At 63.1% G+C, this 18,156-nt stretch carries 20 protein-coding genes; 11 read left to right on the forward strand and 9 right to left on the reverse strand.

From position 1 onward, the window contains the following. Positions 1–599 (forward strand): DMT family transporter (locus P4U43_RS14835; protein WP_277359425.1); only part of this gene is annotated, 599 nt, incomplete at its 5' end. Between the two features lie 161 nt (positions 600–760). Here the strand turns inward: P4U43_RS14835 and fmdA are convergent. Genes fmdA through P4U43_RS14850 form a run of 3 tightly spaced genes read right to left on the reverse strand, consistent with a single transcriptional unit; the run spans position 761 to position 3,011 of the window. Next, positions 761–2,017: a formamidase gene (gene fmdA / locus P4U43_RS14840; RefSeq protein WP_056544758.1), complete on the reverse strand. Its 1,257-nt coding sequence runs from the start codon at positions 2,015–2,017 to the stop codon at positions 761–763. Positions 2,018–2,052: 35 nt separating this feature from the next. Continuing rightward, entirely contained in the window at positions 2,053–2,343 is a 291-nt protein-coding gene (locus P4U43_RS14845) for an FmdB family zinc ribbon protein (protein WP_277359426.1), read from the reverse strand. A 32-nt stretch (positions 2,344–2,375) separates the two neighbouring features. Then, on the reverse strand, positions 2,376–3,011 hold the full coding sequence (locus P4U43_RS14850; RefSeq protein ID WP_277359427.1) for an AmiS/UreI family transporter: 636 nt from the start codon (positions 3,009–3,011) through the stop codon (positions 2,376–2,378). A 322-nt stretch (positions 3,012–3,333) separates the two neighbouring features. Here P4U43_RS14850 and P4U43_RS14855 point away from each other — a divergent pair, with 322 nt between their 5' ends. Then, entirely contained in the window at positions 3,334–3,897 is a 564-nt protein-coding gene (locus tag P4U43_RS14855; protein WP_277359428.1) for a dihydrofolate reductase family protein, read from the forward strand. A gap of 65 nt (positions 3,898–3,962) precedes the next feature. After that, entirely contained in the window at positions 3,963–4,805 is an 843-nt protein-coding gene (locus P4U43_RS14860) for a PhzF family phenazine biosynthesis protein (RefSeq protein WP_277359429.1), read from the forward strand. 41 nt (positions 4,806–4,846) lie between these two features. On the opposite strand, the gene P4U43_RS14865 is transcribed toward P4U43_RS14860, so the two are convergent. The 4 genes from P4U43_RS14865 to P4U43_RS14880 all read right to left on the reverse strand — a co-directional run bounded on the left by P4U43_RS14865 (position 4,847) and on the right by P4U43_RS14880 (position 6,339). Next, the gene (locus P4U43_RS14865) at positions 4,847–5,242 is read right to left on the reverse strand and encodes a RidA family protein (protein WP_277359430.1); all 396 of its coding nucleotides are present in this window, start codon (positions 5,240–5,242) and stop codon (positions 4,847–4,849) included. Between the two features lie 84 nt (positions 5,243–5,326). Further along, a complete protein-coding gene (locus P4U43_RS14870) occupies positions 5,327–5,512 on the reverse strand; it encodes a hypothetical protein (protein ID WP_277359431.1) in 186 nt (61 codons plus the stop codon). A gap of 31 nt (positions 5,513–5,543) precedes the next feature. After that, positions 5,544–5,699 (reverse strand): hypothetical protein, encoded by a 156-nt coding sequence (locus tag P4U43_RS14875; RefSeq protein WP_277359432.1) that lies wholly within the window; start codon positions 5,697–5,699, stop codon positions 5,544–5,546. Positions 5,700–5,871: 172 nt separating this feature from the next. Continuing rightward, complete coding sequence (locus tag P4U43_RS14880; RefSeq protein ID WP_277359433.1) at positions 5,872–6,339, reverse strand: anthrone oxygenase family protein; 468 nt, start codon at positions 6,337–6,339, stop codon at positions 5,872–5,874. An 81-nt stretch (positions 6,340–6,420) separates the two neighbouring features. On the opposite strand from P4U43_RS14880, the gene P4U43_RS14885 reads away from it, so the two are divergent. The 3 genes from P4U43_RS14885 (at position 6,421) to P4U43_RS14895 (ending at position 8,954) form a co-directional block, all read left to right on the forward strand. After that, positions 6,421–7,365, forward strand: coding sequence for an AraC family transcriptional regulator (locus tag P4U43_RS14885; protein WP_277359434.1), 945 nt, complete (start codon positions 6,421–6,423; stop codon positions 7,363–7,365). 63 nt (positions 7,366–7,428) lie between these two features. Then, a complete protein-coding gene (locus P4U43_RS14890; protein ID WP_277359435.1) occupies positions 7,429–8,502 on the forward strand; it encodes an Ldh family oxidoreductase in 1,074 nt (357 codons plus the stop codon). Between the two features lie 149 nt (positions 8,503–8,651). Next, positions 8,652–8,954, forward strand: a complete 303-nt coding sequence (locus P4U43_RS14895) for a DUF4193 domain-containing protein (protein ID WP_056544775.1) — start codon at positions 8,652–8,654, stop codon at positions 8,952–8,954. Between the two features lie 59 nt (positions 8,955–9,013). On the opposite strand, the gene gdhA is transcribed toward P4U43_RS14895, so the two are convergent. Together gdhA and P4U43_RS14905 are read right to left on the reverse strand one after the other, a co-directional pair. Next, entirely contained in the window at positions 9,014–10,354 is a 1,341-nt protein-coding gene (gene gdhA / locus P4U43_RS14900) for an NADP-specific glutamate dehydrogenase (protein ID WP_277359436.1), read from the reverse strand. A gap of 130 nt (positions 10,355–10,484) precedes the next feature. After that, a complete protein-coding gene (locus tag P4U43_RS14905; protein ID WP_277359437.1) occupies positions 10,485–11,885 on the reverse strand; it encodes a glycoside hydrolase family 26 protein in 1,401 nt (466 codons plus the stop codon). A 167-nt stretch (positions 11,886–12,052) separates the two neighbouring features. On the opposite strand from P4U43_RS14905, the gene P4U43_RS14910 reads away from it, so the two are divergent. From P4U43_RS14910 to P4U43_RS14930, 5 genes are all read left to right on the forward strand, one after another. After that, on the forward strand, positions 12,053–13,063 hold the full coding sequence (locus P4U43_RS14910; RefSeq protein WP_277359438.1) for a pirin family protein: 1,011 nt from the start codon (positions 12,053–12,055) through the stop codon (positions 13,061–13,063). A 219-nt stretch (positions 13,064–13,282) separates the two neighbouring features. Further along, positions 13,283–13,909, forward strand: a complete 627-nt coding sequence (locus tag P4U43_RS14915; RefSeq protein ID WP_277359439.1) for a hypothetical protein — start codon at positions 13,283–13,285, stop codon at positions 13,907–13,909. Between the two features lie 9 nt (positions 13,910–13,918). Beyond that, a complete protein-coding gene (locus tag P4U43_RS14920; RefSeq protein WP_277359440.1) occupies positions 13,919–16,102 on the forward strand; it encodes a signal peptidase I in 2,184 nt (727 codons plus the stop codon). A 64-nt stretch (positions 16,103–16,166) separates the two neighbouring features. Next, on the forward strand, positions 16,167–16,529 hold the full coding sequence (locus P4U43_RS14925; RefSeq protein WP_277359441.1) for a PadR family transcriptional regulator: 363 nt from the start codon (positions 16,167–16,169) through the stop codon (positions 16,527–16,529). Continuing rightward, on the forward strand, positions 16,529–17,884 hold the full coding sequence (locus P4U43_RS14930; RefSeq protein WP_277359442.1) for a permease prefix domain 1-containing protein: 1,356 nt from the start codon (positions 16,529–16,531) through the stop codon (positions 17,882–17,884). Before P4U43_RS14925 ends, P4U43_RS14930 begins: the two co-directional genes overlap by 1 nt. Positions 17,885–18,156 lie beyond the last annotated feature (272 nt).

The following is an 18,156-nucleotide window of genomic DNA, read 5'->3' on the forward strand; positions in this document are numbered from 1 at the left end:
CGACGGCGGCCGTCCTGCGCGGGCATGAACGTCCGCCGCTGGTTTTCTGGATCATGAGCGGCATCGGCGCAGCGGTCACGGTTGCCTTCGCCGCTTTCACCTCCGGCGGGCTTGGCGGCTTCAGCTGGCCGGACCTTCTTCTGCTCGGTGCTGTAGTGGCCGGCGCTATCGGCTACGCCGAGGGCGGCCTGCTGGCCCGCGACCTGGGTTCCTGGCAGGTCATCTCCTGGGCCCTCGTTGTGGCCGCTCCCCTCATGGTTCTGCTGACCTCCATCGCCATGATTGAGGAGCCGCCGGCAGCCTCAGCGGTACAGTGGGCCGCCTTCGCCTACCTCGGAGTGGTCAGTATGTTCCTCGGCTTCTTCGCCTGGTACCGCGGACTGGCAATCGGTCCGATGACCCGGGTCAGCCAGATACAACTGGTGCAGCCCGTCCTGACTATCGCGTGGGCTGCACTCCTGCTCGGGGAGAACCTGACGTGGCCGACCATTGTCGGAGGCCTCGCCGTCGTTCTCTGTGCCGGTGTGACCGTCCGGACGCGCGCCGGAACTCGTTCGGCATCCCGGTCGCGGCCCCGCACCGTATCCCCCAACTCCTGACGCCAACACGGCGTGTCACAACGCAACACGCCGCCGGAACCGGATGTGCTGGCCCGGTACCCGGGGAATCCGGCCCGCCCTTGAGCGCGCTGAACCGAGGAAGGTGCGGGTGCTAGTTAGTAGGTCCGGCACTCCCCAAGGAACGACCGGCCACAGCCCTCCTACGTATTGTTCGACTTCGGCGCCCCTATGCCGGCGTTGATCTTGTGCGGCCCAGCCGCAGAGGGACGGACGTCGAACTCGAACATCGCAGTCGGGAGGTAGACGGTTGAACAGGAGTTGGGAATATCCACCACCCCGGACAACCTCCCCTCAATCGGCGCGGATCCCAGCAACAGGTAAGCCTGCTCCGGGCTGTAGCCGAACTTCGTCAGGTAGTCGATCGCATGCAGGCACGCTCGCTGGTAGGACAGATGCGAGTCAAGATAATGCTGTTTGCCGTCCAGGGTCACAGAGGTGCCGGAGAAAGCGATCCACTCGCTGTAGCGCGGATCAACAATGCCGGGCATGAAGATCGCATTCTCACTGACCCCATAGGTCTCCATGCCGCCCTTGATGACATCAACCCTGAGGTCTATGAACCCGCCCATCTCAATGGCCCCGCAGAAGGTGATTTCGCCGTCGCCCTGTGAAAAGTGGAGATCGCCCAGTGACAGGTTGGCGCCGTCCACGAAGACCGGATAGAAAATCCGGGAGCCCTTGGAAAGATTCTTGATGTCCTGGTTACCGCCGTTTTCCCGGGGTGGAGCGGTGCGCGCCGCCTCGCCCGCTACGCGATCGAATTCCGACGCGGCCAGGCTTCCGAGAACGGCATGCTCCGCTTCGGGCGGCAGAGCCAGGGGCGGCACCCGGTTGGGATCCGTGGCTATGAGGTCACCCTCGCGCTTGTTCCACTTCGCCAGCAACTCTGCAGAGGGAGCCGTACCCATGAGACCGGGGTGGATGAGTCCCGCATAGGACACTTCCGGTACGTGCCGCGACGTCGCCATCTGACCTGTGAAGTCCCAAATCGCCTTGTAGGCGTCAGGAAACTGCTCGGTCAGGAAGCCTCCGCCGTTGTTTCGGGCGAAGATACCCGTGTAGCCCCATCCCTGCCCGGCCAGCGGCCCTGAATCTTCCTGCGGGATTGGGCCCACGTCGAGGATATCGACGATGAGCAGGTCTCCCGGCTTGACTCCTTCGACGGCGAAAGGCCCGCTGAGCTTGTGGACGGTGAGCAACGGAGCGTTCAGAATGTCATCCGCGGAGTCGTCGTTGACTATAGCGCCGTCAAACCACTCGCGGCAGTGAACCCTGAATGAATCACCGGGCTTCACTGTGGCTACCGGAGGAATCTCCGGGTGCCACCGGTTATGTCCAACCTTTTCCTGATCTTCGAACTTCTTTGATGAATCAAGGGGAAATATAACGTCAGGCATTGCATCTCCTTCAAAAATGCTGTCTGGCCCGCTGATTAGGGCCGGGGTAGTTTCTTGTGAAGCGGATTGGATGAATAGCGTTGCGTCTTTCGACTACCCGTTGCCGGAAGCCCTCCGGAAACAACCTGCGGCTCCGATGCCGAACGGTAAGTTGAATCGATCAATCGGAAGGCTGCCGAACCTGTCCGGGAAATGTTTGGCACGCTCATCCTCCGGTGGGCCGTCTGCCGGCACTGCGGACACGTAATCGATTCCGCAGCTGCGCTCATGGGGCGAATGGCCTCGAACACATCACATTGGGGACAAAGGTATTCATAGATCGGCATGCAGAACGCGCCCTTCCGTGTCGGATGAATGATCAGGCAGTTACCGCCACGCCATCTTGGGTGGACGGCTTGGCATGCGGGATGCCTCTTCGGCCAAGGAAGAACGCCGCCGCAAGAGCAGCAACTGCTGCGACAGTCACCAGCAAGGCGAGGCCGGTGTTCGTCTCATACCTGCCTACCAGCAGGAAAAACGCGGGGATGGTGCCGGTTATGTGGGCCACAAAGATCGTGAACCAGCCAGTGGTGTAGGCCAGGGAGTCCTTACCCAGCCCCAACAGCAGGAAGAACAGAAACCACAGGACCGCCCAGGTCAGCCAGATCGCGCCGAACACCGGGTCCGCGACCAGAGTGAATTGGAGGATTCCGATCACCACCGCACAGGCTGCAACAAAGAGAGAGAACCAGCCCAGACCCTCGCCGCTGATTCCGGTCGCTTGAAGGATTCCCACATACAGGTACGTGAAACCAAAAAGATACAGGCCAGCGGCGCCGAAGATCGTCGGCAAGTCGTTGTTGGCCTGAATCAGGATGATGGTCGGGAAGACAACCTGCATAATCCCGACGAAGAAATTCAAAATGGCTGCCGATTTACCGGGAACCACTCCAATAAGCATGAGACCGTTAATGAAAAGAACTGCGCCAACATATAACAGACCAACACTGCTCATGGCACTCCGTTGCAATACAAAGAGTGAGTGGGAACCTACGAGGGGAAAACCCACCTGCGCGTGCCGGCGGTTTTCACAGAATCAGCAAAAGAATAAGATATAAGTGCGTTGTATCGGCAACCATAGTCCTGCTCAATTTTTCTGTCAACGATAAAAATCCCGTCCCGCAGTCCGGGCGCAACGGGTTATCCCCCGGTAGAACTTTCCTTGATTCCTGATGGACAAGAGAGCCTCTGTTCCCTGTTCCGAAAGGCGTGTGAGTGCTTCACTGGACAGTACGACGACGGCCCTGCCGCCTCCCGCTGCTTCCGGAGGTTCCTGAATGAACAAGATCATCCTCATGATGTCCGTCTCCCTGGACGGCTACTTCGAAGGACTCGACCGGGACATCAGCTGGCACCGGGTGGACGAAGAGCTTCACAGCTACTTCAACGAGCAGTGCCGCGCGATGGCCGGTTTCTTCGACGGACGCGTCACCCATGAGCTGATGGCCGAGTACTGGCCCACCGCTGACCAGAATCCGGATGCTTCCGAACCGGAAATCGAGTTCGCACAGATCTGGCGGGATGCACGCAAGTATGTGTTCTCACAAACCCTTTCGGAGGCGGGCCGGAACACGACGGTGATTTCCGACGTCGTTCCTGAACAGATCGCCGAGCTGAAGGCGCAGATCGGCGGCGATATCGCGCTGGGCGGAGCCAACCTCGCAGCCAGCTTTCTCCGGCTCGGCCTGGTGGACGAGTACCGCATCTGCGTCCATCCGGTAGTGCTTGGCAAAGGCCGGCCGCTCTTCGAAGATCCCAAGGTCCAGCTGAATCTCAAGCTCGAGGAAACGCGGAGGTTCAGCAACGGCGTGGTTCTGCTGCGGTATACGAACGATCGCTAGCGTCTTATCCGGCCAGAGGGGGCCGGGGCTGGTCTCCTTCGAGCAGTCCTGACAGACTTCCTCGCATGACTTCCTCCCGTCCCTTTGCACAAGTTGATGTGTTCTCTCCGACTCCGTACCTAGGAAATCCAGTCGCCGTCGTACTGGATGGTGAGGAGCTGAGCGACGACGCGATGCAGCGCGTGGCTCGCTGGACCAATCTCTCCGAAACCACGTTCCTGCTGCCGCCCACCAATCCGGAAGCGGACTACCGCGTACGGATCTTCACCCCGGGAGGTGAGCTTCCGTTCGCCGGTCATCCGACGCTCGGTTCAGCGCACGCCTGGCTTGAGGCTGGCGGTACGCCGCGGCGCGATGACCTGGTTGTGCAGGAGTGCACGGCGGGGCTCATCAATGTCCGGCGCGGCGACGAGATCCTGTCCTTCGCCGCTCCACCCACGCGACGCACCGGGAACCTGGAGGGCGAGTACCTCGCAGGGATCGTCGCCGCGTTCGGCATCCGCGAGGACCAGGTGCTCTCACACCAGTGGGTGGACAACGGGCCGGGCTGGGCGGTCATCCGGCTGGCCACCGCGCAGGAGGTGCTCGATCTGGAACCTGATCTGTCGCGGATCCCGACGGCGATGATCGGCGCAGTCGGCGCCTATCCCGACGGTTCCGAGCATGCCTACGAGATGCGTACCTTCGCGCCCGCTCTCGGCGTTCCCGAAGACCCGGTGTGCGGGAGCATGAACGCCTCAGTGGGCCAATGGTTGACCGGCACCGGTGCAATGCCGAGCACCTATCGGGTGTCGCAGGGTTCCCGGCTGGGCAGGGCGGGAGACATCACCATCACAGCCGACGACGACGGCACCGTCTGGGTGGGCGGCGCCACAACAACGTGCTTCCGGGGAACTGCCGAGATCTGATCTGTGCGGGGCTCGTCTCGTCTCTCGGGCAGCGTGTGGCTCTAATCGACGACGGCGGTGGCTTCCATTTCGAGCGCCGCTCCATGATTGAGCGCGTTTACCCCTGCGACGGCTCGGGCGGGGCGATGGGAACCGATCCATTCGCCATAGATTTCGTCGAACTCTTTCCAGTGAGCCAAATCCGTCAGGTACACCCGCACCTGGACCAGACTGGTTCGCTTGAGTCTCGCCGATGCCAGGCAGGCATCGAGGTTGCTCAGCGTTTGTTTGGCCTGCACCGCGAAGCTCTCGGAAGTGACCGGCTCCCCCTCGCTGTTCACGGGCAACTGACCGGAGATGTAGGCAGTGCCGTGAGCGATGGTGACGTGACTGTACTTGCCTCGTGGAGGCATCAGCCCGTCTGCGTTGATTTGTTCGATGGTTTCGTTGGAGCGCATGACGTTCACCTTAGGCGGGTCCAGTGGTCCGCACAGCAGAAAGCCCCGGAAAGGAGGCACCCGTCCGGGGCTTCTGCAGATTTATCAGAGCGGCTTCGCGGCCAGCTCCTTGACCCACTTCGGGGTTTCCTTGTCCAGCTTGCTGTCGGTGGTAACGCGAAGGCGGGCAGCGAGGATCTGCAGCTGTTCATCGTCCTGCTGCGGCTGGGCAGACCGTTGCACCGTACGACGTACCTTCTTTGCCTTTCGGGCGTGAAGTGTTCCGCTCATGAGAACTTCCTCTGCTCGTTCGGTGACAGGTTCATTGTCTCGCACGTCGAGACCATCGTCCACGGTTCGGCGTCTCGTCGGACTGTTCCTCGTCCTCCTTGAGGATGATTTGCCAAGCTGTCTGAAACATCTCGGCTTCTTCCTTGCCAGCCAGGTCACTCTTGGCCAGGTGTCCGAGAATAGCCATGCCGTGTTTCTTGCGGGCGAGGTTATCGGAGGTAACGGCTTCCAACGCCCACTGGGCACGGTGCCACCATTCAGATCTCTGCTCGGATTCCCTACGGTGCTTCAGGTTTTGTCGGGCAAAGTAGGCGGCGGCTCGCTTGGCGTCCGCCGCGCTTTTTGGTGCAGTCCACAGATCACCGCGTTAGGGAACCTGCGAGGGCAGCAGCCCCGGCGAGCGCCAGCACGCCCCGCACGGTGTTCGCACGGGTCCATGGCTGCTCGAACGCTTGCCAGGCTAGATCACCAGCGCCCGCGACTCGGGCAAGCCTGTTGTTGAGCGGAACATTCACGGCCGCAGTCACACCGAAGCTGGCGAGCGACAGCACTGCTCCCGCCAACCGCACGAGACCGTAGGTATCCGTAGTACCCGCGGTCAGCCCCGCCACTACCGAAGCGGCAGCGCCGCCGAAGAACAGCACCATGAACGGTGGACGGACCGCCTGGACGTTGATGCGCTGCATGGCGCCGATGGCTTCGCTCCCCGGACGAGAGTTGAGCGCGGGCATCACCATGGAGGAGAACGCAACGTACACCCCGCCTGTTGCGCCAGCGCACACTGCCGCAGTAGTAGTTGCAACGGTTTGAAAGAGATCAGCAGTCATGCACCAAGCAAACCCTGTCTCAGGCAGACTTCCCATAGTTGTACACAGCAGAAGCATACGCGATCGTCTAGAGTTTGCGCTATGGATCCCTTGACGCACTTCCTCGACGGACCTCATGCCCGGCGGGCCTTCGCATTACAGGTGGCGATGAACCCGCCTTGGTCTCTCGATGTCCAGGATCAGGCGCCGTTTACGGTGATGGCTATGCTGACCGGCGGTGCGTGGCTGGCGGCAGACGGGAACTCGACGGCTCTCAGTGCGGGCGATATTGCGCTCGTTCGCGGGCCCGGTCCATATATTGTGGCCGATGAGCCCGGGAGGGCGGCGAGCATCGTCATTCATCCCGGGCAGGCGTGCACCACGCTCCGCGGCGAGCCGGTCCACCTGAGCATGAGCCACGGCGTCCGGACGTGGGGCAACACTGCGTCGGGCGAGACCACCATGCTGATCGGGACGTATGAGACCGACGCCGAGGTCGGCTCCGCGGTGACGGCAGCATTGCCGCGCATCGCCGTCATACCGGCCGGTGCAGTCAATGCCGCGCTGGTGCAGCTACTTGCCTGCGAGGTTGCAACGGACGCTCCCGGACAAGGCAGCGTGATCGATCGGATGCTGGATGTGCTCCTGGTCCATTCCGTGCGTGCGTGGACCGCCGCTCACCCCGAAAGTGCAACAGGCTGGCTGTCAGCGGGTGCTGATGCCGTCGTCGGGCGGGCCCTTGAGCTGCTCCATGAGCTGCCCGCTGAACCGTGGACGCTCGAGTCGCTCGCCCGGCGACTGAATGTATCGCGGGCTACGCTCGCGGCCCGCTTTCGCTCGCGCGTCGGAGAGCCACCCATGACGTACCTGACCAACTGGCGAATGCTTCTGGCCAGCGAACTGCTTGCAGACCCGCACCACACCACGGCGTGGATCGCGGGTGAGATCGGCTACGGCAGCCCCTTCGCGCTGAGCACTGCATTCAAACGGAGGTTCGGAGTGAGCCCAACCGAGTACCGCCGTCGTAAGTTTGCTGCGCCGGCGTAGCGGGGGTTTCGTCCTAGTGTTGTCAGTGAGGGATGAAGTAGAACCAGGCCGCGGGAGGCACCGATGACGCAGTACTCAGCAGGCACTGTCCGGCAGCAGATTCTGGCGGTACTTTCCGCGTGGGGTATGGCTCCGGAGCGCGCGCACATCACCGCCGAAGTAATGGTGGACACCGATCTTGCGGGCATCGATTCCCACGGGATCTCCATGCTGCCCATGTACCAGCGGCTCATCGATGCAGGAAAACTCGACACCCGCGCGGAAGCTGTGATTGAGCGTGAGGGTCCGTCCACCGCCGTCGTCGATGGCGGGCATAATCTTGGGCATTCAGCGATGGTGACCGCAATGCGGCTCGCTGTCTCCAAGGCGCGGGAGACCGGCGTCGGAGTTGTGACCGTACGGCGGTCGCACCACTTCGGGGCGGCTGGCTACTACGCGAGGATCGCCGCGGAATCCGGTCAGATTGGGCTGGTCACCTCGACCACCCCTACCAAGACGGTGGTTCCCACCCGCGGTTCGAGGCCGGTGCTCGGAACCAATCCGCTGGCGTTCGCCGCGCCCAGCGCCAACGAGGCGGAGCCGTTCCTCCTCGATATGTCCACCAGCACCGTCGCGATGAACAAGGTGAAGGTGTACGACTACCTCGAGAAGCCGCTGCCTGCCGGGTGGGTGCTGGACGGCGCCGGCCAACCGGTCACCGACTCCCACGCGGGCTATAGCCAGCTGCGGGATCAGAAGGAAGGCGGCTTGAGTCCGCTCGGCGGGACGGAACAGCTCTCCAGCCACAAGGGATACGGGCTCGCGCTCATGGTCCAGATCCTGGCCGGCGCGCTCGCTGGTGCAACGTTTGCCCCGCTGAGGGAGCCCTCGGATCCGAATGACATTGGTCACTTCTGCCTGGTCATCGATCCCGCGTTTTTCGGGGACGCGGAGCAGTTTGCAGCATCGGTGTCGCAGATTGTCGACCTCCTTCGTGCGGAGCCGCCGGCAGCGCCGGACCGCCCGGTACTGGTGCCCGGGGATATCGAACGGACGGTCCGGACCGAACGGCTGGCGGCCGGCATTCCGCTCAGCGGCGGGCTCGTGAGTCACATTCGCGACATCTGTGACCAGAACGAGGCGCCGTTCCACCTCTAGGTCCGGGCTTGCACATCCTTGGTTGGAGTGTTCGCCTCTGGCGGATGTGACTCGTCAAAGACGCCGCATACTGTTTTTCCGGGGATGAGTCCAGAAAATACGTGTAGCCTGTTGCAGCACCTCAAGCAGCAAAGGACAAACGAGCACCCATGGCTACGGATTACGACGCACCGCGCGTACGCGAAGAGGATCAGCCGGCCAACGAGTCGCTGGAGGCACTCAAAGCCCAGCGCAGCGCCTCCACTCAGAATTCGGCGATCGATGCAGATGAGACAGACACAGCTGAAGGCCTGGATCTGCCTGGCGCTGTCCTCGAAGAGGAACTTCAGATACAGGTCATCCCGGAACAGCAGGATGAATTCACCTGCATGTCCTGTTTCCTGGTTCGACACCGTTCACAGCTCGCCCGGGAAAAGAACGGCAACAAGTACTGCGCCGACTGCGAGGGATAGTTCCGTCTAACCGCCCGGTAAGAAACGCCTCACCGGGCGGTTAGGCAACAGCACGGCCGTTAGACGACCCCGAGCGCCAGCATCGCGTTGGCAACCTGCACAAAACCGGCGATATTGGCGCCCGCAACATAGTTGCCCGGCAGTCCGTACTCGTCAGCCGTGGTAGCGCACCTCTCATGGATGTTGGCCATGATTTCCTCCAGCCGGCGCTCGGTGTGCTCAAAGGTCCACGCATCGCGGCTGGCGTTCTGCTGCATCTCCAAAGCCGACGTCGCCACACCTCCGGCGTTTGCCGCCTTGCCCGGACCGAAAAGGATCTTCGCATCCTGGAACAACTCAATCGCCTCAGGCGTGCTCGGCATGTTGGCACCTTCAGCCACGGCAATCAGTCCGCGTGAGAGCAGGCGCTTCGCGGCGACGTCGTCCAATTCATTCTGGGTGGCGCACGGCAGCGCGACGGTCGCGTCCACATCCCAGATGGAACCGTCCTGGACGAACACCGCTCCTGACCCGCGCTGCTCGGCGTAATCACTGACGCGCAGACGCTGGTTTTCCTTGATGTCGCGGAGGAGTTCGACGTCGATACCCTGCTCCTCGACGACGTAACCGGAGGAATCGGAGCAGGTGATGACATTGGCGCCCATCGACTGCGCCTTGGCGATTGCGTGCAGCGCCACGTTGCCGGAACCGGACACAACCACGCGCTGGCCCTCGAAGCTCAGGCCGCGGGTTGCGAGCATCTCCTTGGCGAAGAGGACGGCACCGAAGCCGGTTGCCTCCGGACGAACCAGTGAACCGCCCCAGCCGGTGCCCTTGCCGGTCAGAACGCCCGACTCGTAGCGGTTGGTGATCCGCTTGTACTGGCCGAACATGTAACCGATCTCGCGGGTGCCCACGCCGATATCCCCGGCGGGCACATCCGTGTATTCACCGATGTGACGGTAGAGCTCCAGCATGAATGACTGGCAGAAGCGCATGACCTCGCCGTCGCTGCGGCCACGGGGGTCGAAATCGGATCCGCCCTTGCCGCCGCCGATGGGCATGCCCGTGAGCGCGTTCTTGAAGATCTGCTCGAAACCCAGGAACTTGACAATCCCGAGGTATACCGAGGGGTGGAAGCGGAGGCCGCCCTTGTAGGGGCCGAGTGCGGAGTTGAACTCAACGCGGAAACCACGGTTGATGCGGACCTTGCCCGCGTCATCGACCCAGGGCACGCGGAAGATGATTTGCCGCTCAGGCTCGCAGATCCGCTCGAGGATGGATGCCTGGACAAACTCGGGGTGCTTCTTGAGCACCGGGCCGAGGGAATCGAAGACCTCGTCCGCGGCCTGGTGGAATTCCGTTTCACCGGGGTTCCGGCGTACTACGTCGTTGCGGATCGCTTCTATTGTCGAGTCCATTCGACTCTCCTATCGCTGCTGAGGTACCCGGGAAAGGATAGCGCCGGAGGAAAGCGCCCTCCGAATGTTTCCTTCATGTGAACTCAGGTAGAACATGATAATGAACACACAGAACGGTTCCGCTCTCCGATCAGTCCTGACGACGCCTCGCCGGGCGCACCGCCATAGCGATCAGCCAGAAAACCACCAGGGCGACGGCCGCAGCGGAAACCCACACCACAATCGTGGTGCCCATACCTTGGTTTGACACCTCCGCCGCCGTCTCGCTGGCTTCCTCCTGAACGTACTGGTCGACGACGGGGGCCAGGAGGACATCCGAGGCCCCCTCAAGTGTCTGCCGCAGGGCTGCCGAGGTTGCCTCCTCCGCTCCCAGCCGCCAGTCGACGGTTCGGCCCTCCGCTTCAGGCTCCGGACGGACAAGCTCCAGCCACGAGATCATCCCGATCTCGGGATATTCCTCAGCGATGGCAGGATCGAAAAGCTGCTCAAGCCACGCCGTCTTGATGTCCGTTTCTTCTGCGCTGTCGGGGTCCGCCGGGTCATAGAGCGCAGCTGTCTGCACGAAGAAGCGCTGGCCCCGCTCCGCCCCGTACTCCTTCGCGAAATCGATCGTCGGTGCTCCGGGCGGCATGCCGTACGTTCCTTCGAGCTGCCTCCGGAACTTATCCTGCTCGGGAAGCACGGAGGTAATGATCGCTCCCGAATACTCGCGGGGATCGTCGATGTCCGCGATCGCACCCGGCTCGTAGCTGCCGTAGTGGTACATGCTCAGCCCCACCCAGTCCACTGCGTCATCACCAGGGTAATAGGGCCGGTAGGGGTCGTCGCCGGTCTCGACCAACCCGTTGCCGTTGGTATCGAGCGCCTGGATCTTGGCGTCCTCGCTTCCTTCAAGGGCGCCGTATGACTCCGTGAAGGGATAGCCGGCTGCATACGACGGCGCCCACAGCATCGCCGCGGACGGCGCACCGGCGTGCACAGCCGAAGCGACGGTCTGGAAAGCCGACACATAGTCCTCGGGCTGCTGCCCCCACTCATACCAGGTACCGTTCATTTCCGGCGCGAACCGGACAAAGAAGGCAGTGCCATATTCTTCACCGGCGAGCTCCAGCACCCCAGCAAGGTCCGTGGCGTCATTCTCGGTGAGTTCGGCGAGCGGTTTCGATGGTTCAAGGGTGACAACAACGGCGGAACCCAGCGTGGCAGCCTGCAGCGCAGTGTCACGAAGGTCCCGCACGAGGGCTTCCTGCAACGGATAGGAGAACGGCCTGCTGAAGAACGACGGCGTCACGCCGGTCTGATCCACATACCCGGCCGCATCGGCACCGGACCAATCAAGCTCGGGGCCGAAGTACCGGCCATCCTCCAACTCCGTCGGCGCCAAGGGTTGCACCGGGCTCTGCCTGCCGACTACCCCGGATTCATTGGCTGGCGGCACGGCCCACGCAAAGGGTCCGCCCGCTCCCTGTGTCACCAGCAGAGCCAGCGCCATCGCCAGTGAAGACCGGATGGCTGCCCACACCGCCGTCATACGTAACCCTGAGACATGATGAGACCGCTTTCCGCTGAGGCACCGCCGGCTCGTCATCGCAGCGCTGTGAGCAGATATCGCGCAGTCAGCTGGAAGACGAGGATGCAATCGAGATAATTCACTGAGACCATTCAGTGAGAACCAAATTACCTGACTGGAGCGAAGGCATGACCAATCTGGACGTGCATCCTGAGGAGATCGTCTGCCGAGGGGATCGGGCACCGTTGACCGCCGAACTGCTGGTCCCCCGCGACGTACCGCTCGGTGGTCCGCGGGCAATGACCGTGCGCCGGACACTGCCACAGCGCCGGCGCAGCCTGATCGGGTCATGGTGCTTTCTGGACCACTACGGGCCGGACCCGGTGTCCGCCTCGGGCGGAATGAAGGTCCCCCGGCACCCGCATACCGGCCTGGCCACCGTGAGCCTGCTCTTCACTGGTGGAGTCAGCCATCGCGATTCCTCCGGCGCCGATGCCCTGGTGCGTCCCGGCGAGGTCAACCTCATGATCGCCGGTCGCGGGATCTCGCATCAGGAGTTCTCCACCCCAGACACCTCGCTCCTCCACGGTGTGCAGCTCTGGTACGCCCTGCCCGATTCAACCCGGCACATGCCGCCCACCTTTGAGCACTACGAACCGGAGCCGGTCACCGGCGAGGGAACCACGCTGCGGGTCTTCATCGGCTCTCTGGCGGGTTCGGCTTCCCCGATCGAAACCTACACACCGCCGCTGTTGGCCGCCGAGATCAATCTGGAGTCCGGTGCCCGCCTGGAACTGCAGCTGACCCCCGCCTTCGAGCACGGCGTGTTGCTGGATGCCGGTGATCTGACCCTCAACGGGTCGCAGGTGCCGGTGAACCATCTTGCCTACTTGCCTGTCGGGGAGCAGTCCCTCACGGTCGAGGCCGGAGCGGACCCGGTACGGCTCATCCTGATCGGCGGCGAACCGCTGGGCGAGCAGATCGTGATGTGGTGGAACTTCGTCGGCCGCTCGCATGAAGAGGTGGTCGCTTACCGCGCTGCCTGGCAAGCGGAAATTGGTGCCGAACCGGCACTGTCGCAGGACTCAACGTACGACGACGGCGCTCCCTACCCGCGCTTCGGCCCCTTCCCTGCCGGTCAGCCGAAACCGCTACCGGCACCGACGATGCCGGCAGTCCAGTTGCGCCCCCGCGGCTGAGAACGACGCCCCTCGCGCTTCGGGTTACGCCTACAACCGCCCTACCAACGCAGGAAAGTAGCGGTATACGCGAAGCTTTTCCTCAATCGATGGCCATCTCCTTGGCCCATGCCGCTTTCTCACGTAGCGTCGCAGTGACGCCGGAGTTGTGCCGAGGTTCCCGCAGGGAACGGGCAAGTCGGGGTCGGCCAATCTCGTCCTCTCTTGCAAAGGTCTCACATGAACGCTCCCTCTGCCCGCGTCCGGAAAATCGCTGCCCTGAGTGCCGGCCCAATCGCCGTGCTGCTGGCCGGAGGGATGGTGTGGCAGGGCTCGCAGGCCGCTTTCACCGCCACCACCCGCAACGCAGGTAACGCCTGGAGCACCGGTACGGTCATGCTCACCGACGACGACGCCGGCCGAGCAGCCTTCACCGCCGAAGGAATTGTTCCCGGCGACTCGGGGGAGAAATGCATCGTTGTGACGTCCGGATCGAACGTTGCCGGCGAAGTCCGCGCCTACACGCAGAACCTGTCCCCGTCTGCAGCAGGCCTCGAGAATCACATCATCTTCGACGTGGAACAGGGCACGGGCGGGTCCTTCAACGACTGCACGGGGTTTGCTCCCACGCCGGATACCCAACCGGGCGCGCCCATCTCCGCTCTAGCCCAGATGAACAACAACTACCTCAACGGCGGGTCTGCCTGGACCACCACGGGCAACCCAGGCGAAAGCCAAGTTTACCGCGGCTCCTGGAAGTTCGACACCACCGGCCTCTCCCAGCAGCAGATCGATGCGCTGCAGGGATCCCGGATCAGCATCGACCTGGTGTGGGAACTGCAGACCGAAGAAACTCCGACGCCGTAGCCGGCGCCCGTGACTGCACGGGACCGCCCCCACTCCTCCACCGGGTTCGCCAGCGGGTGGGGTCCGCTCCTCATCGTCTCTTTCGCTCGCGCCTACCTGGCCTTCCTGCTCAGCCTCGCCTTCATGGCGTTGCTGCCTTCCCTCATGGGGTGGCAAGGAACGGTAGTCCAGAGCGGGTCCATGGAACCGCACATCAGCACCGGTGACGTCGTCCTCCTCAGCGAACTCCAGCAGGAGATGCCGGTGCCCATGGGCGGTGTGGTCAGTTTCCGCACCGAGACCGGGTCCGGTGGCGATCCGGAACGCGCCGTCCTCCACCGGATCGTCGCTGCGAACCAGGACGGCACCTTCGTCACGGCCGGGGACGCTAACGCCGTTGTCGACAGCACACCGCTGGGACGTGAACGGATCACGGGGCAGGCGCGACTGCTGGTGCCTTATGTCGGGCTGCCTGGCTACTGGCTCGGCACCGGACACCTGCCCGCGCTCGCTATCTGGTCGGTCGCAACGCTGGCCGCGCTTGTTGCCGTCGCGCTGTCGATCCCGGGCCGCTTCCGCAGCACCGACCCGCCTTCCCACGGGGACCCGAACCCCGATCTCGTAGCGCAGCAAGTTCCCGCTGCCGCTGGAAGCGGATTGTCCAGGCGAAACCTGCTCAGCGCTGTCCCGCTGCTCGCTCTTCCGGCGGCTGCCGCAACCGCCTTCGGCGCCCGGCCGATTGACGCCTACTTCAGCGGTCGGGCAGCGAATTCAGGCAACAGCTGGCAAGCCGCCGCCTCCTTTGGGTCCCGCATGTACAACAATTACCGGGCAGTGATCGCTCCCGATTCACCGTGGGCGTACTACCCGCTGGACGAGGCCCCCTCCATTTTCGTCGCCCAGGATGCCTCGGGGAATAACAGGGACGCGATGTACAGCTACTTCGGCGTCACGAACAGCGTCCCCGGTGCGCTGACCGGCGAAACCAACTTCGCCATCACCCATAGCGGGACACCCACTTCAACGTTCTCAACCCCGGGACCCATACCTGGTCCCCAGGCCTTCACCATTGAACTGTGGTTCCGGACGGGCAGCGGTCAGGGTGGCGAGCTGGCAGGGTTCGGTGACACCCGTACCGGAGCCAGCGGCAGGTATGACAGGAACCTGTACATGGGGTCGGACGGGAAACTGAACTTCGGCACCTACACCGGTGTCACCCACGTCATCACCAGCCCTGCCAGCTACAACGACAGCGTCTGGCATCACGTTGCAGCCACACTGGGACCGGCAGGGATGGCTCTCTACATCGACGGGCAGTTGGTCGGGTCCAATCCCAACCGGGCGGCCGAGTCGTACAACGGGTACTGGCGGATCGGCGGAGACAACCTCGCTGGTTGGCCCAACCGGCCCACCAATACGTACTTCACGGGCAGTCTCGACGAGATTGCCATCTACCCCGCACCGCTGAGCGCCACCAGGATAGGCGCGCATCACCGGGCAGCCCTCGCCACAACAACCGGCAATTACGCCGTCGAAGTCCTGGCGGACGCGCCCGGATATCACTACCACCTTGAAGAAGGCGGACCCGGGGCTCTGGTTGATTCCTCCGGGAACCGCCGGGACACTACGTACCCTTCCGGTGGAGTCACCTACAGCGTGCCTGGGCCCTTGACGAAAATGAACAACCGGGCGGCGCAGTTCGACGGCTCCGGCGGCTCGCTCATCACAGCAACCCGGCACGACAACCCGCAGACTTTCAGCATCGAAGCCTGGTTCAACACCACCACCGATCAAGGCGGACAGATCATCGGGTTCGCGAATAACACCAGCATCACCAGCGTTTCCCGGCACGACCGCACCGTATTCATGCTCAACAGCGGGCACCTCGCCTTCGGCATCCGGCCCAACACACGCAGAGCGATCTTCACCGATAGCCAGTACAACGACGGCGCCTGGCACCACGTCGTTGCCAGCCTCTCCACCAATGGAATGTTCCTGTACGTCGATGGCGAGCTGCTCGCCTCTGACACACGGTGGACCCACACCGATGCGTACAGCGGACACTGGCAGATCGGTGCAGGGCAACTCGCCAATTGGCCCGCCAGGCCTACCAGCAACTACTTCGCCGGCCGTCTCGACGAAGTTGCCGTCTATACCAGTGCACTGACGCCTGCCCAGGTGAGGGTTCACTACAGCGCGCAGAGCGACGGCTGAGCAGGTCCATACCTAGCACTGCTATGCTTCATACACCTAACACCTCTAGGTATGTGGAGTAGCAGTGCGCATCGACAAAGACCTCGTGGCGGCCTCCGCCACCCCGCTCGTCCTGGGCATCCTCGCGGAGGGCGATCTCTACGGGTACGCCATCCTCAAGCGCGTCGGCGAGCTGTCCGGTGGGAGCATGCAATGGACCGACGGCATGCTTTATCCACTCCTGCACAGGCTGGAGCGGCTCGGCTACGTCAACGCAAGGTGGGGCACCTCGGACGCCGGCCGCCGTCGTAAGCACTACGCCATCACGGAGACCGGGCGGGAAGCCCTCGCTGAACGCCAGCAGCAGTGGACCGTGGTCGCCGACGCACTGCGTCAGGTCTGGCACGCCTCCCCCACGCCACCGGCAGTGACGGAGGGGTGGGCGTGATGGCAGCTCATGCAGAGCTGGAGGCTCAGATTGACCGGTGGCGCAGCTACGTTCAGCGCCGCCGGGCCATCTCCCCCGCCGACGTCGACGAGCTAGAAGACCACCTCCGCGAACAAATCGCCGAGCGCCAAGCCACTGGACTTGATGACGAGGAAGCCTTCCTCGTTGCGATCAAGCGTCTCGGAAACCTCGACGCCGTCTCGCAGGAATTCGCACGCGAACACTCGGACCGGCTGTGGAAGCAGCTTGTCCTCCTTCCGGAGAAAACACCCGACGACGACGGCAGCACCCCTGCGTGGCGCGAGCTGGCAGTCGTTCTCGCGCTGGCCGTGGGTGCGGGGATCGCAGTCAAGGTTGGGTTCCTCCTGATCGAAAACGAGAACGTATTCGCACGGAACCTAGGGTTGCTGGTAGTCCCCTTCATCGCCGGCTACTTCACATGGAAGCGGCGGCTGACGCCGCGAGCCGGCGCTGCACTCCTGATCCCCTATGGTGTCCTCGCAGTGATCCTCAATGCCTATCCGTTCTCCGTTGGCGGGTCCACGGAGTTGCTCGCGGTGCTGCATGCTCCGGTGATCCTGTGGCTCCTGGCTGGACTGGCGTACGTCGGCGGGCGATGGCGCTCCGACAGCCGCCGCATGGACTTTGTCCGTTTCACGGGCGAGTTCGCGATCTACTACACCCTGCTTGCCCTCGGCGGCGCCGTGTTGATTGGCCTGACGCTCGGCGCCTTCACTCTCATCGGCACCGATCTTGAACCGGTCCTGGCCGAGTGGATCCTGCCCTTTGCCGTGCCCGGCGCACTGGTGGTGGCGGCCTGGCTTGTCGAAGCCAAACAGAACGTCGTCGAGAATATCGCTCCGGTCCTCACGCGCATCTTCACACCGCTGACCATCGTGATGCTGCTGGCGCTCCTGGGCGTCATCGCCGCTGCCGGCGGCCTGGTGGACGTCGAACGCGAGCTGCTCATTCTCATGGACGCGATCCTGATCCTGGTGCTGTCCCTGCTGCTGTACTCGATCTCCGCGCGGGATTTCCTCGCCCGGCCCGGCTTCTTCGACGCGTTGCAGCTGGTCCTTGTCATTGCAGCCATCGCTGTGGACGCCGTCATGCTGACTGCGATGCTCACCCGCATTGCCGAGTTTGGCTTCAGTCCCAACAAGATCGCCGCCCTCGGCCTCAACCTCCTGCTCTTGGTGCATTTGGTGCGCGCCGCCTGGCTGACCGTCGGGTTCCTGCGGGGACGGCGCCCATTCGGGCAGCTCGAAAACTGGCAGACGCGGTACTTGCCGGTTTATGGCGCGTGGGGCGCCGTCGTCGTCGTTCTTTTTCCGCCTGTCTTCGGCTTCATCTGATCAGAAGTCGAACATCTCCCCTAGCCAGTTGTCCTTCTTCTTGCGGTACGGCTTGCGTCCGTACTGGTCCTCACCCCGGCGGTCGTTGCTGTAGCGGCGGGCATCATCATCGTAGCGGCGTCGGTAGTCGTCATCTCTACGGCCGTAGTCATCATCCCTGCGCTCGGCTCCCAGCAGCGGGGAAGGCAGCGGCGGGGCGATGGGCGGTGCGCTCGGCGCGTGAGCAGTTAGCGGCTGAGGCTAGGGCTGCGGTTGTGCCGGCTGCATGACCG

Origin of the sequence: Arthrobacter vasquezii (assembly GCF_029455255.1) — a bacterium.
GTDB classification, from domain to species: Bacteria; Actinomycetota; Actinomycetes; order Actinomycetales; family Micrococcaceae; genus Arthrobacter_D; species Arthrobacter_D parietis.